Source organism: Microbacterium sp. KKR3/1 (genome assembly GCF_021272365.1).
Taxonomy (GTDB): Bacteria; Actinomycetota; Actinomycetes; order Actinomycetales; family Microbacteriaceae; genus Microbacterium; species Microbacterium aurugineum.
Map to the genome: position 1 here is coordinate 612,880 of NZ_JAJSDW010000002.1, position 14,872 is coordinate 627,751.

The window sequence follows — 14,872 nt, forward strand, 5'->3', positions numbered from 1 at the left end:
CGTTTCTCCCGGCGGTTTCCCCGGCGGCTTCCCGAACGCCGCGCCTAAGCTGGGCTCGTGGCGCGGAGCATCTACATCACCTCGGCCGAAGGTCATACCGGCAAGTCGACGATCGCCCTCGGGGCGCTCGACGCCCTGATGCGCGTCTCGCCGCGGGTGGGGGTGTTCCGCCCGATCGCGCGATCCACGACCGAGCGCGACGAGATCCTCGAACTGTTGCTCGCCCACGACGGCGTACACCTCGATTACGAGGACTGCATCGGCGTGACGTACGACGATGTGCGCTCCGACCCGGAGAGCGCGCTGTCGACGATCGTCGCGCGGTTCAAGTCCGTCGAGGCGCAGTGCGATTCCGTCGTCGTCATCGGCAGCGACTACACGGATGTCGCGAGCCCCGCCGAGCTCGGGTTCAACGCGCGGATCGCCGCCAACCTCGGTGTCCCCGTGCTGCTCGTGCTCAGCGGTCGCGATCAGCAGCGCCAGGCCGAACAGCTCGGCACCACGACCGCCCGTGAGGCCGCGGCGATCGGACAGATCGCCGCACTCGCGCTGTCCGAGCTCTCGGAGGAGCGTGCGGAGTTGTTCGCCGTCGCGGTGAACCGTGCCGACCCCGATGCGCTGGACGCCGTCATCGACGCGGTCCACGCCGTGCTCCCCGAGGACCACACGCCGGTGTGGGCGATCCCCGAGGACCGTGCGCTCGTGGCCCCGTCGATCCGTGACATCCTCACCGCCGTCGACGGCACGCTGTTCACGGGCGACGAGGACCGGTTGACCAGGGAGGCGCTGACGATCGTCGTCGCCGGCATGTCGATGGTCAACGTGCTGCCGCGGCTCACCGAGGAGGCGGTCGTGGTGATCCCGGCCGACCGCACCGAGGTGCTGCTGGCCGCCCTGCTCGCCGATGCGTCCGGCACCTTCCCACGCATCGCCGGCATCATCCTGAACGGCCCGTTCCCTCTTCCCGAGCAGATCGTGCGCCTGCTCGACGGCTTCGCGTCGTCGGTGCCGATCATCACGACCGATCTGGGCACCTACGACACCGCCGTGCGTGTGATGAGCACCCGCGGGCGCCTCTCCGTGGATTCGCGCAGCCGCTACGACCGCGCGCTCGGCCTGTTCCAGGCGCACGTCGACATCGTGGAGCTGACCGAGCAGCTCGGGCTCGCCGAGGCACACGTGGTGACCCCGCTGATGTTCCAGTACGGCCTCATCGAGCGTGCACGCGCACATCGCCGTCGCATCGTCCTCCCCGAGGGCGACGACGACCGCATCCTGCGGGCCGCGGCGACGCTTCTCGCGAGGGAGGTCGCGGATCTGACGATCCTCGGCGACGAGGCGGCCGTCCGTGCCCGCGCCGTCGAGCTGGGCATCGACATCGCGGCGGCCCAGGTGCTGAGCCCCACCGACCCTGAACTGGTCGAGAGGTTCGCCGCCGAGTACGCACGGCTGCGGGCGCACAAGGGCATCACCCTCGCCCAAGCGGCGGACACGGTGACCGACGTGTCGTACTTCGGCACGATGATGGTGCATCTCGGTCTGGCCGACGGCATGGTCTCCGGCGCGGCGCACACCACGGCGCACACGATCCGTCCGTCGTTCGAGATCATCAAGACCAAGCCGGGCGTGAACGTGGTCTCCAGCGTCTTCCTCATGGCGCTCGCCGATCGTGTGCTCGTCTACGGAGACTGCGCGGTGATCCCCGATCCGACGAGCGCGCAGCTCGCCGACATCGCGATCTCCTCCGCCGAGACCGCCCGCCAGTTCGGCATCGATCCGCGCGTGGCCATGCTGTCGTACTCGACCGGGGAGTCCGGCTCCGGGGCCGACGTCGACAAGGTGCGCGCCGCGACCGCGCTCGTCCGCGAGCGTGCCCCCGAGCTCCCGGTCGAAGGGCCGATCCAGTACGACGCGGCGGCGGATGCGGCGGTGGCCAAGGCCAAGCTCCCGGACTCGGCGGTCGCCGGGCGGGCGACCGTGTTCGTGTTCCCCGACCTCAACACCGGCAACAACACGTACAAGGCCGTACAGCGCTCAGCAGGAGCCGTCGCCATCGGACCGGTGCTCCAGGGGCTCAACAAGCCCATCAACGACCTGTCCCGCGGCGCGCTCGTCGATGACATCGTCAACACGGTCGCGATCACGGCGATCCAGGCGCAGGGAGATGGGGCATGAGCGCGATCCTGGTGATCAACAGCGGGTCGTCGTCGCTGAAGTACAGCCTGATCGACATCGAACAGGAGGACCTGCTCGCGAGCGGACTGATCGAGCGCATCGGGCAGGAGTCCAGTCCCGTTGCGCACACCGTCCGCCCCGCCGTGGACGCCGCCGCCGTGCCGACGATGCTCGACGCGACGTACCGCAGCGAGCAGCCGATCGCCGATCACGCTGCCGCCTTCGAGGTGATGCGGGAGCAGTTCGCCGCGCACGGGCCCTCGCTCGACGAGCGTCGCCCCGTCGCGGTCGGACACCGCGTGGTCCACGGCGGTGCGCGCTTCTACGCCCCGACCCTGATCGACGCCGACGTGGAGCGTCAGATCGACGAGCTCGCGGTGCTCGCCCCCCTGCACAACCCCGCGAACCTCGCCGGGATCCAGGCCGCACGCGCCGTGTTCGATCAGGTTCCGCACGTGGCCGTGTTCGACACCGCGTTCCATCAGACGCTTCCGCCCGCCGCGTACACCTATGCGATCGACGCAGCGCTCGCCGCCGAGCATCGGGTGCGGCGATACGGCTTCCACGGCACGAGTCACCAGTACGTGAGCGAGGCGGCGGCGGCGTTCCTCGGGCGCGACCTCGCCGAGCTCCGGCAGCTCGTCTTCCACCTCGGCAACGGCGCCTCCGTGACCGCGATCGAGGGCGGGCGCTCGGTGGAGACGTCGATGGGGCTCACCCCGCTCGAGGGCCTGGTGATGGGCACGCGGTCGGGAGACATCGATCCGGCGGCCCTCGTCCACCTCTCCCGCCGTGCCGGGTACTCGATCGACGACCTCGACTCGCTGCTCAACACCCGCAGCGGTCTCGCCGGACTCGCCGGCCGCAGCGACATGCGCGACATCCTCGCCGGTGTGGATGCCGGAGACGAGTCCGCCGTGCTCGCCTTCGACGTATACGTGCACCGCCTGCGGGCTTACGCCGGGGCGTACATCGCACAGCTCGGCGGAGTGGACGTCATCTCGTTCACGGCCGGTGTGGGCGAGAACGCCGCGCCGGTGCGGGCCGCTGCGCTGGCGACGCTCGGTTTCGCGGGCGTCGAGATCGATCCGGCGAGGAACGACGCTCGTGAGCGCGGCATCCGACGGATCTCCACGGACGCCTCCGCGGTGACGGTGCTCGTCGTGCCGACCGATGAGGAACTGCAGATCGCCAGGCAGACGGCCGAGCTCCTCTGATCCGCTCGCGGGGGTTACCCCGTGACGCGATGCCGCATTACGCTTGAGCGGTGGCACGGAGAGGTGCCGGCCCGCTGATCGCCCTTCTCCTGGAGGCTCTGTGCCAGACGCACTGCCCGACCTGTTCCACGCCGACGGCGTGCTCTTCGACCTCGACGGCGTCCTCACCCCGACCGCCGAGGTCCACATGCGCGCCTGGCAGGCCGTGTTCGACGATGTGTTCGCCCGGTGGAGCATCACCCCGCCGTACACGGATGCCGATTACTACGACTACGTCGACGGCAAGAAGCGCTACGACGGCGTCGCGAGTCTGCTGCGCAGCCGCAACGTCGAAGTCCCCTGGGGACACGTCGACGACGACCCCTCCGCCGAGACGATCTGCGGCATCGGCAACCGCAAGAACGCCGCCTTCGCGGCGTCTCTGCGCGCGCAGGGCATCGTTCCGTACCCGGGGTCGCTCGCGCTCGTCGAGAGCCTGCGTGACGCCGGAATCCCGCTCGGCGTCGTGTCGAGCTCGAAGAACGCCGAGGAGGTGCTGGCCGCCGCCGGCATCCGCTCCCTCTTCCGGGTCGTGGTCGACGGCGTCGTGGCGGAGCGCGATGGTCTCGCCTCCAAGCCTGCCGCCGACATGTTCGCCGCCGGCGCCGCGGCCCTCGGGGTCGACCCGAGCCGCTCCGTCGCCGTCGAGGATGCCACCTCCGGTGCCGCCTCCGCCTCCGCAGCCGGCTACCGCACCGTGATCGGCGTCGATCGCGGGGCCGGTGCCGACGCCCTGCGATCCGCCGGCGCCACGATCGTCGTCGACGATCTCGCCGTCTTCGTCCCCGCCACCCGCACCGACATCCCGGAGACCGCATGATCGACCGCGACCGCTTCCCCGTCGACGCGTGGCGTCTGATCGACACGCACTACTCGGAGGAAGGCGTCAGCGAGACGCTGTTCTCCGTGGGCAACGGCTACCTCGGCCTCCGCGGCAACCACATCGAAGGTCGGGGTGCCCAGGAGCACGGGACCTTCATCAACGGACTGCACGAGACCTGGACGATCCGGCACGCCGAGCAGGCCTATGGATTCGCGGAGGTCGGGCAGACGATCGTCAACGCCCCCGACGCGAAGGTCATGCGTGTGTACGTCGACGACGAGCCGATCTCGCTCGACGACGCCGACGTGCGCGAGTACCGGCGCACCCTCGATATGCGCACCGGTGTCCTGGAGCGCCTGGTGGTGTGGGAGACCCCGTCGGGCAAGCGCGTGCGCATGCGTGACGAGCGCATCGTGAGTTTCGAGGAGCGCCACCTCGCCGTCCTCCGGCTCGAGGTCGTCGTCGAGAACGCCGATGCCCCGGTCACGATCAGCTGCCAGCTGCTGAACCGCCAGGACGGAGCCGGTGTGTACGCCGGGACGCCGATCGGCACGAAGGCGGCCGCTTTCGACCCGCGCAAGGCCGAGAAGATCGCCGACCGCGTGCTGGAGCCGGCCGAGCACTGGCAGGACGGACTGCGCTCGGCGCTGTCGTACCGGGTCGCAGACTCCGGGATGACCGTCGCCGTGGTCGCCGACCACATCGTCGAGACCGAGAACGAGTACAACGCACGCACGCTCGTGGAGCCCGACATCGCGAAGAACGTGTTCCGCGTGCAGGCCAAGGCCGGCGTCCCGATCACGGTCACGAAGCTCGTCAGCTACCACACCTCACGCGGGGTGCCGCCGCGTGAACTCGTCGACCGCTGCCGTCGTTCGCTCGACCGTGCGGCGGATGAGGGCGTCGAGACGGTGCTCCGGCGTCAGCGGGAGTGGCTCGACGCGTTCTGGGAGCGCAGCGACGTGCAGATCGGCGGGCGCGACGACCTGCAGCAGGCCACTCGCTGGTGCCTGTTCCAACTCGCGCAGGCATCGGCGCGCGCCGACGGCGCCGGGGTCCCCGCCAAGGGCGTCTCCGGGTCGGGGTACAGCGGCCACTACTTCTGGGACACGGAGATCTACGTGCTCCCGTTCCTGACCTACACGACGCCGCGGTGGGCGTACAACGCGCTCCGCGCCCGCGCGGGCATGCTCCCCGCTGCGCGTCGTCGTGCGGCACAGCTCAACGAGGCGGGAGCGCTCTTCCCCTGGCGCACCATCAACGGCGAGGAAGCCTCCGCCTACTACGCCGCAGGCACCGCGCAGTACCACATCAACGCCGACATCAGCTTCGCGCTGGGCAAGTACGTGCGGGCCACGGGGGACGAGGAGTTCCTGCGGCGCGAGGGCGCCGACATCGCGATCGAGACCGCACGGCTGTGGGCGACCCTCGGGTTCTGGCGCGCCTCGCGTCTGGTGGACGAGGTGGATTCCGGAGACGGCATCGAGACCTTCCACATCCACGGCGTCACGGGCCCGGACGAGTACACGACGGTCGTCAACGACAACCTGTACACGAACGTGATGGCGCGCTACAACCTCCGCTATGCGGCCAAGGTGGTGCGCGAGATCAAGGAGAGCCACCCGGAGGACTACGTCAAGCTCGTCGACCGCACGGGGCTCGGTCCCGGTGAGGCCGAGGCGTGGGAGCGGGCGGCGTCGGCGATGTTCATCCCGTACAGCGAGGGGCTCGGCATCCATCCGCAGGACTCGCTCTTCCTCGAGCGCGAGGTCTGGGATCTCGCCAACACCCCCTCCGAGCAGCGGCCGCTGCTGTTGCACTTCCACCCCCTGGTGATCTACCGGTTCCAGGTGCTCAAGCAGGCGGACGTCGTGCTCGCGCTGTTCCTGCAGGGCAACCACTTCACGCCCGAGGAGAAGAAGGCCGACTTCGACTACTACGACCCGCTGACCACGGGCGACTCCACCCTGTCGGCGGTCGTGCAGTCGATCATGGCCGCCGAGGTGGGCTACCAGGACCTCGCCAGGAAGTACTTCGAGCAGTCGCTGTTCGTCGACCTGCACGACCTGCACCACAACGCCGCGGATGGTGTGCACGTGGCCTCCGCCGGTGGGGTGTGGACCGCGCTGGTGTGCGGCTTCGGCGGCATGCGCGACTACGCGGGCGACCTCAGCTTCGATCCGCGGCTTCCGGTGGACTGGCCCTCCCTCTCGTTCCCGCTGCAGTGGCAGGGGTCCACGATGCAGGTGACCGTGACCAGGGACGAGCTCCGCGTGGAGGTGCGCAGCGGTCCGCCGGTGCCGTTCAGCGTGCGCGACACCGCCTACTTCGCCACCGTGGAGGATGCGGCCGTCGTACCCCTCGCCGATCAGGGGCCGATGCTCCCGGGGCGTCCGACGCTGCGGCAGTTCGCCGATGCACGACGCGAGGACGGCACGCGCATGTCGGCATCCGTTCCGGTGATCACGACCGCGGTCCCGGTGATCGAACCGATCGACTGACCCTCCCTCCTCCTCTCCTTTCTCTTTTGTGCCGAGACCCCCGCTGGTCGTCGGCGCCCCCGCTGGCGTGCGCCGAAGCGAGGGGGCGCGGATGCTCAGCGGGGGTCTCGGCGGTGTGTGTGGACGGATCGGGCCAGGATGCCGGTCTCCCGAAGCGAAGGTCGGTGGCACGCCGTAGGCTGTTGAGGTGACCACAGCCCTCTACCGCCGCTACCGACCCGAGACCTTCGGCGAGATGATCGGGCAGTCCCAGGTGACCGATCCGCTGATGACGGCTCTGCGCGGCGATCGAGTCGGCCATGCGTACCTGTTCTCCGGTCCTCGCGGCTGTGGCAAGACGACCTCTGCCCGCATCCTCGCGCGCTGCCTGAACTGCGCTGAGGGGCCGACCGACGTTCCCTGCGGCGTGTGCCCGAGCTGCATCGAGCTGTCGCGTGCCGGCGGCGGATCCCTCGATGTCGTCGAGATCGACGCGGCGAGCCACAACGGTGTCGACGACGCACGAGACCTGCGTGAACGGGCGACGTTCGCCCCCAGCCGCGACCGGTACAAGATCTTCATCCTCGACGAGGCGCACATGGTGACGCCGCAGGGCTTCAACGCGCTGCTCAAGCTCGTCGAAGAACCGCCGGAGCACGTCAAGTTCATCTTCGCGACCACCGAGCCCGAGAAGGTCCTCGGCACGATCCGCTCCCGCACGCATCACTACCCGTTCCGGCTCGTGCCGCCCGCCGCCATGCTCGAATACGTGGCCAAGCTGTGCGCCGAAGAGGGTGTGATCGTCGAACAGGGCGTCCTCCCGCTCGTGGTCCGCGCCGGTGGTGGCTCGCCTCGAGACACGCTGTCGCTGCTCGACCAACTGATCGCCGGATCCGACGCCCCGGCCGACTCCGAGACGGTGACGGTGGGCTACGCGCGTGCCGTGTCGCTGCTCGGCTACACACATGCTGCCCTCCTCGACGAGATCGTCGACGCGCTCGCCGCGGGAGACGCGGCCGCCGCCTTCCCGGCGATCGACCGTGTGGTGCAAACGGGTCAGGACCCGCGCCGCTTCGTCGACGACCTGCTCGAACGCCTGCGAGACCTCATCGTCATCGCGGCGGTCGGAGCCGGTGCCTCGGCGGTCCTCCGCGGCATCGCCGAAGACGATCTGGAGCGCATGCGTGCCCAGGCGGCCACCTTCGGGTCGGCGCGGCTCTCGCGCACGGCCGATGTGGTCAGCGCCGCCCTCGACGACATGTCGGGTGCGACCTCTCCGCGCCTTCACCTCGAACTCATGGTGGCTCGCGTGCTCGCCGCTGCGTCGGAGGCGTCGACGTCGGATCCGGCACCCGCGGCCGCACCCGAGCGTGCGGCCGCACCGGCCCGCTCGACTCCCGCGACTGTCGCGGCTCCTGCCGCCGTCTCGACCCCGGCGCCCGCAGCGGGCTCCCCGGCTGCTGCCCCGGTGGCGACGCCGGCCGCTGCCCCCGCTGCCCCCGCTGCTGCGCAGACCGCCCCCGCCGAGGAGCCGGCCGCCGCGCGCACCGAGAACGAAGCGCCGAGCCCCGCACCGGTACCCGAGGCGGCACCCGCACCGGAGCCCGCCGTCGCGCACGGTCCCGTCACCCTCGAACGCATCACCGCCTCGTGGCCCGCCGTGCTGACCCGCCTCGAGAGCATCAGCCGCACGTCCTGGTTGCTGGCGACCGCGGTGCAACCGCTCGCCTACGCCACCGATACCGAGGTCCTGACGCTCGGCTTCACGAGCCAGCATGATGTCGCGAAGTTCAAGGGCACCACTCCGGGCTCCGGACCCTCCGACCATCTGCGGTCGGCGATCGAGAGCGAGCTGGGCGTGCGGGTCAAGTACCTGCCCGCACCGATGCCCACCGGAGGAGCTCCGCGGCAGTCCGCGGCGTCCGGCCCGTCGGCACCCGCCGATCCTGCTCCCGCATCGGAGCCTGCGTCAGCGGGGTCGTCCCGTCCGCAGGTCCGCAGTGCGTCGGCCTCCACCGTGACGGAGTGGGCCGTCGCGCCGATCCCGTCCGCCGTGGAGCAGCCGAGCGTGCCGCCCGCAGCCGCCGCTCCGCTTCCGGTCGACGACGAGCCCGAAGAGGTCGAAGCGGCGGCATCCGCACCCCTGCCGCCGTCCGATGGTGTTGTCGATCGCGACGCACCACCGCTTCCCGGTGATGACGAGGCTCCGGCATATGACGATGAGCCGCCCTACGACCCGTCGTACGAACCGCCGGTGGCGCGCCAGGCTCAGCCCGAACGGTCGGCACCGGCGCAGCGCACGGCGACAGCCCCCCCGGTCGTCATCGAGCGCGCTCCGACTGCCGGGGGAGTGCAGCGCTACGGTGAGGCCGTGATCCGCCAGGTGCTCGGCGCGACGTTCCTGCGCGAAGAGCCCTACGAGCCCCCGACGAGGTTCTCCTGATGTATGACGGCATCGTTCAGGAGCTGATCGACGAGTTCGGTCGGCTCCCCGGCATCGGCCCGAAGTCCGCACAGCGGATCGCGTTCCACATCCTCCAGACGCCGACGTTCGACGTCGCGCGTCTCGCCGAGCTGTTGAGCGAGATCCGACTCCGCGTGCGGTTCTGTGAGATCTGCGGCAACGTGGCCGAGCAGGAGCGATGCGGGATCTGCCGTGATCCGCGTCGCAGCCAGGCACTGATCTGTGTGGTCGAAGACGCGAAGGATGTCGCCGCGATCGAGCGCACCCGGGAGTTCCGCGGGCTCTATCACGTCCTCGGCGGGGCCATCAGCCCCATCGCCGGCATCGGTCCCGACGACCTCCGTATCGCGCAGCTCATGACGCGTCTCGCCGACGGCACGGTGCAGGAGGTGATCCTCGCCACCAACCCGAACCTCGAGGGGGAGGCGACGGCGAGCTACCTGAGCCGACTGCTGACCACCATGCAGATCACCGTGTCCCGTCTCGCCTCCGGCCTGCCCGTCGGCGGCGACCTGGAATACGCCGACGAGGTCACGCTCGGGCGCGCGTTCGAGGGCCGGCGCGTCCTGTGACGCCGAGCGCGGGTTTCTCGCGTCGCGGCTGGCTGCTCTTCGGGGCCATGGCCCTGCTGTGGGGCGTGCCGTACCTGTTCATCAGTGTCGCGGTCGAGTCGATCTCCCCGCCGGCGGTCGTGGCCGGACGCACGCTGATCGCCGCGGTGCTGCTGCTGCCGTTCGCGATCCGGAGCGGCGCGCTGCGGGCCGCTCTGAAGCACTGGCCCTGGGTCCTCGCCTTCGGCGCGGTCGAGATGGCGGGTCCCTTCCTCCTGCTCGGACATGCCGAGATGACGCTGACCTCCGGGATGACCGGGCTGCTGGTGGCAACAGTGCCGCTGTTCGCCGCTCTGATCGCCCTCGGCGGGGGCGACCGCGGGGTGCTCCGGCCCGCCCGCGCAATCGGCTTGCTCGTCGGATTCCTCGGTGTCGCCGTCGTGGTCGCAGGCCCGGGACTCTTCGGGGGCGAAGTGAGCCTTCTCGCTGCGGGAGAGGTGCTCCTGGTGGCCGTGCTGTACGCGACGGCTCCCTTCATCGTCGCTCGCAAGCTCAACGCCGTCCCGTCTCTGGGCACCATCACGCTGTCGCTGCTCATGATCGGGATCCTCTACCTCCCGATCGGCCTGCTCACGCAGCATCAGGTGCCCACGCTGCCGTCGATCGGGGCGCTGCTCGCGCTGGCCGTGATCTGCACGGCGGTGGCGTTCCTCGCGTTCTTCGCGCTCATCCGCGAGGTGGGGCCGGTACGCGCTCCGCTGTTCACGTACGTCAACCCGGTGGTCGCGATCGTCCTCGGGGCGATCGTCCTCGCCGAACCGTTGACGCCGGGTCTGCTCCTCGGGTTCCCGCTGATCATCATCGGATGCTGGTTCGCCGCCACGGGCGGTCGCCTGCGCCCCGTGTCTGCGCAGGCGCTCCCACCGACGCTCTGATCGTCAAGGCACCGTTCCACATCGTCGGAAGCGATGACACATGCGCAGCAGGGCATACGCGCCGATCATAGAATGAGCGTGGGCGGATCCGCCCGACATCCCAGGGAGTGATCGTGGCCCTCATCGTGCAGAAGTACGGCGGCTCGTCCGTCGCCGACGCAGAGAGCATCAAGCGCGTCGCCAAGCGCATCGTCGACACGCGTCGTGCCGGTCATGACGTGGTCGTGGCGGTCAGCGCCATGGGCGACACGACCGATGAGCTGTTGGAGCTCGCGGACGAGGTCGCCCCGATCCCCGCACCGCGTGAGCTCGACATGCTGCTCTCCAGTGGAGAACGCATCTCGATGGCGCTGCTGGCCATGGCGATCCACTCGATGGGATTCGAGGCGCGGTCATTCACCGGCAGCCAGGCGGGCATGATCACGGACTCCCAGCACGGTGCCGCACGCATCGTCGACGTGACGCCGATTCGTCTGCGCGAAGCCCTCGATGAGGGGGCGATCGTGATCGTCGCCGGGTTCCAGGGCTTCAACCGCGACACCAGGGACATCACGACGCTCGGCCGTGGAGGATCCGACACCACGGCCGTCGCTCTCGCCGCCGCGCTCGATGCCGACGTGTGCGAGATCTACAGTGACGTGGACGGCATCTTCACCGCGGACCCGCGCGTCATCCCGAAGGCGCAGAAGCTCGATCACGTCTCCAGCGAGGAGATGCTCGAGCTGGCCGCCAACGGCGCCAAGGTGCTGTACATCCGCGCCGTCGAGTACGCACGCCGTCACGGCGTCCTCATTCATGCTCGGTCGACCTTCTCGTCGGCCGAGGGCACATACGTTCTGGGCGAGGGCATGAAGAACCCGCGCGAAGCCGAGGGAGCAGTCATGGAAGAACCGATCGTCGCCGGTGTCGCCACCGACTTCAGCCAGGCCAAGATCACGGTCGCGGGCGTGCCCGACGTGCCGGGCAAGGCCGCGGAGATCTTCAAGATCGTCGCGAAGTCGGGCGCGAACGTCGACATGATCGTGCAGAACGTCTCTGCGACCGGACGCACCGACATCTCCTTCACGGTTCCCAAGGCGGATGCGGCGGCTGCGCTCAAGGCGCTCGCCGGCGATCAGACCGAAGTCGGGTTCCAGAACCTGATCCACGACGATCAGATCGGCAAGCTCTCGGTCGTCGGCGCGGGAATGCGCACGCACTCGGGGGTCTCGGCGACCCTCTTCGAGGCGCTGTCGGCCGGCGGCATCAACATCGAGATGATCTCCACCTCGGAGATCCGCATCTCGGTGGTGCTGCGCGACACCGACCTGACCGAGGCAGCGCGGACGGTGCACACCGCCTACGGACTCGACGGCGACGCCGAAGCCACGGTCCACGCCGGCACCGGCCGCTGATCTCTGCCGATCGTCGCCGTTTTCCTGACACAGGTGAGTGGTCTCGGAGCGCAGAGCCGACGGTCCGTCGCGGCACGGTAGACTCACCGAAACCCTGACACCGGCGCCAGGCGCAGCATCCACATCCCGACGCCGCGCCCGAAGCCTCGTACGCAGTACCGCACGACGCCAAGGAACATCATGACCCGCATCTCCGAATCAGGACTCTCCGTCGCCATCGTCGGCGCCACCGGCCAGGTGGGCACCGTGATGCGAGAGATTCTCGCCGAGCGGTCGTTCCCGATCCGCGACCTGCGGCTGTTCTCGTCCGCGCGCTCCGCGGGCACGGCCATCGAGTTCGGCGGCGCGACCGTCATCGTCGAAGACGTCGAGACGGCGGATGCCTCGGGCATCGACATCGCCCTGTTCTCGGCAGGAGCCACCGCGAGCCGTGCCTATGCGCCGCGTTTCGCCGCCGCCGGCGCCGTGGTCGTCGACAACTCCAGCGCCTGGCGGATGGACCCCGAGGTTCCCCTCGTGGTCAGCGAGGTCAACCCGCACGCGATCGACGATCGCCCCAAGGGCATCATCGCGAACCCGAACTGCACCACCATGGCGGCCATGCCGGTGCTGAAGGCCCTCGACGCCGAGGCCGGCCTCGAGCGTCTCATCGTGTCCACCTACCAGGCGGTCTCCGGCTCCGGGCTCGCCGGCGCCCAGGAGCTCCTCGGTCAGGTCGAGGGAGTGCTCGCGCAGGGCGACACCCTGCGCCTCGTGCACGACGGTTCGTCCGTCGACTTCCCGGAGCCCGAGAAGTACATCGCTCCGATCGCCTTCGACGTGATCCCGTTCGCCGGCAATCTGGTCGAAGACGGGGACAACGAGACGGACGAGGAGAAGAAGCTCCGCAACGAGAGCCGCAAGATCCTCGAACTCCCCGATCTCCGGGTCGCGGGCACCTGCGTGCGTGTCCCGGTCTTCACCGGTCACTCCCTCTCGATCAACGTCGAGTTCGCCCGTGCCATCTCGCCCGAGCGTGCGCGCGAAGTCTTGAGCGCGGCTCCCGGCGTGGTCCTCGACGAGGTCCCCACGCCGCTGCAGGCTGCCGGCAAGGACCCCAGTTTCGTCGGTCGCATCCGGGCCGATCAGTCCGCGCCTGAGGGCAAGGGGCTCGTGCTGTTCCTCAGCAACGACAACCTCCGCAAGGGAGCCGCACTGAATGCGGTGCAGATCGCCGAGGTCCTCGCGGAGCGTCTCGCCGTCGTGCGCTGATCTCTTCGCCGCGGACACCGTCGCATGGTCCGCGGTGGCGTGCCCGCGAACTAGACTGGTTCGGTGACTGAAAACGTCGATGTCGTCCTGATCGGCGGTGGCATCATGAGCGCCACCCTGGGTACTCTGCTGCACGAATTGCAGCCGGAGTGGAAGATCGTCGCCTTCGAGCGACTCTCCGATGTGGCCCAGGAGAGCTCGAACCCGTGGAACAACGCCGGCACGGGTCACGCCGCCCTGTGTGAGCTGAACTACATGCCGCAGCAGGGGGATGCCCCGCTGGACCCCGCCAAGGCGGTGTCGATCAACGAGCAGTTCCAGCAGAGTCGCCAGTTCTGGTCGTCGCTCGTGGACCGTGGTGTGCTCGATGCGCCGTCGACGTTCATCAACGCGACTCCGCACATGACGTTCGTCCGCGGTGAGAAGGATGTCGCCTACCTCAAGGCACGCTACGAGGTGCTCAAGGAGCAGCCGCTGTTCGCGGGCATCGAGTACAGCGAGGACTCGCGCGTCATCAACACCTGGGCGCCTCTGCTGATGCAGCAGCGCCGCAAGGGCGAGCCGTTCGCCGCGACCCGCGTTCCCGCAGGAACCGACGTCGACTTCGGCGCGCTCACCCACCAGCTCTTCGACCACCTCACCGAGTCGGGCGTCACGCTGCGCACCAACCATGAGGTGCGCAGCCTGAAGAAGCAGAAGGACGGGACCTGGCTGGTCAAGTACCGCAACAGCATCGGCCACACGCCGAACGAGGTCAAGGCGCGCTTCGTGTTCGTCGGCGCCGGCGGCTGGGCCCTCAAGCTCCTGCAGAACTCCGGTATCCCCGAGATCAAGGGATACGGTGTCTTCCCGATCGGCGGACAGTTCCTCAAGACCACGAACCCGAAGATCGTGGCGCAGCACAAGGCGAAGGTGTATTCGCAGGCCTCGGTCGGTGCGCCGCCGATGTCGGTCCCGCACCTCGACACCCGCGTCGTCGATGGGGAGTCCTCGCTCATGTTCGGGCCGTTCGCGACGTTCAGTCCGAAGTTCCTGAAGAACGGATCGATGCTCGACATCGTGTCGCAGGTGCGGGCGCACAATCTGCTCCCGATGCTGCAGGTGGCCGTGAAGAACCCCGACCTCATCACCTATCTGGTGGGCGAGCTGCTGAAGAACCACGCCAAGAAGGTCGACAGTCTGCGGACCTTCATGCCGACGGCGAAGGATGAGGACTGGACCCTCATCGACGCCGGTCAGCGTGCGCAGGTCATGAAGAAGGACCCGCAGAAGGGGGGCATCCTGCAGTTCGGCACAGAAGTGGTTTCGTCTGCGGATGGCTCGATCGCCGGGCTCCTCGGTGCTTCGCCCGGTGCCTCCACGGCGGTCCCGATCATGCTGGGTCTGTTGAAGACCTGCTTCCCGTCGGAGTACCCCGGTTGGGAGCCCGAGCTTCGCGCCCTGATCCCCACGTTCGGCCAGAAGCTGAACACGGATCCGGCACTCGCGGAGGAATCCACGGAGGCGACCGCCGCCGCCCTCGGCATCAACGCCTGAGCCCGAC

General features: G+C 69.2%; 10 protein-coding genes. All 10 read left to right on the forward strand.

The features are described 5' to 3' along the window. Positions 1-57 precede the first annotated feature (57 nt). The 10 genes from pta to LVJ59_RS14745 all read left to right on the forward strand — a co-directional run bounded on the left by pta (position 58) and on the right by LVJ59_RS14745 (position 14,865). Entirely contained in the window at positions 58-2,175 is a 2,118-nt protein-coding gene (gene pta / locus LVJ59_RS14700; protein ID WP_232763588.1) for a phosphate acetyltransferase, read from the forward strand. Continuing rightward, the gene (locus LVJ59_RS14705; RefSeq protein ID WP_131491391.1) at positions 2,172-3,392 is read left to right on the forward strand and encodes an acetate/propionate family kinase; all 1,221 of its coding nucleotides are present in this window, start codon (positions 2,172-2,174) and stop codon (positions 3,390-3,392) included. Before pta ends, LVJ59_RS14705 begins: the two co-directional genes overlap by 4 nt. A gap of 100 nt (positions 3,393-3,492) precedes the next feature. Next, positions 3,493-4,251 (forward strand): HAD-IA family hydrolase, encoded by a 759-nt coding sequence (locus tag LVJ59_RS14710; protein WP_232763589.1) that lies wholly within the window; start codon positions 3,493-3,495, stop codon positions 4,249-4,251. Beyond that, on the forward strand, positions 4,248-6,755 hold the full coding sequence (locus LVJ59_RS14715) for a glycoside hydrolase family 65 protein (protein ID WP_232763590.1): 2,508 nt from the start codon (positions 4,248-4,250) through the stop codon (positions 6,753-6,755). The genes LVJ59_RS14710 and LVJ59_RS14715 overlap by 4 nt, the downstream gene beginning before the upstream one ends. Before the next feature lie 187 nt (positions 6,756-6,942). Further along, the gene (locus LVJ59_RS14720) at positions 6,943-9,177 is read left to right on the forward strand and encodes a DNA polymerase III subunit gamma and tau (protein WP_232763591.1); all 2,235 of its coding nucleotides are present in this window, start codon (positions 6,943-6,945) and stop codon (positions 9,175-9,177) included. Further along, complete coding sequence (gene recR / locus LVJ59_RS14725; protein ID WP_047521806.1) at positions 9,177-9,770, forward strand: recombination mediator RecR; 594 nt, start codon at positions 9,177-9,179, stop codon at positions 9,768-9,770. Before LVJ59_RS14720 ends, recR begins: the two co-directional genes overlap by 1 nt. Then, on the forward strand, positions 9,767-10,684 hold the full coding sequence (locus LVJ59_RS14730) for a DMT family transporter (protein ID WP_232763592.1): 918 nt from the start codon (positions 9,767-9,769) through the stop codon (positions 10,682-10,684). The genes recR and LVJ59_RS14730 overlap by 4 nt, the downstream gene beginning before the upstream one ends. Positions 10,685-10,797: 113 nt before the next feature. Beyond that, positions 10,798-12,078, forward strand: coding sequence for an aspartate kinase (locus tag LVJ59_RS14735; RefSeq protein ID WP_047521813.1), 1,281 nt, complete (start codon positions 10,798-10,800; stop codon positions 12,076-12,078). Between the two features lie 180 nt (positions 12,079-12,258). Then, a complete protein-coding gene (locus LVJ59_RS14740) occupies positions 12,259-13,329 on the forward strand; it encodes an aspartate-semialdehyde dehydrogenase (RefSeq protein WP_047521803.1) in 1,071 nt (356 codons plus the stop codon). Between the two features lie 63 nt (positions 13,330-13,392). Continuing rightward, a complete protein-coding gene (locus LVJ59_RS14745; protein WP_232763593.1) occupies positions 13,393-14,865 on the forward strand; it encodes a malate:quinone oxidoreductase in 1,473 nt (490 codons plus the stop codon). Positions 14,866-14,872 lie beyond the last annotated feature (7 nt).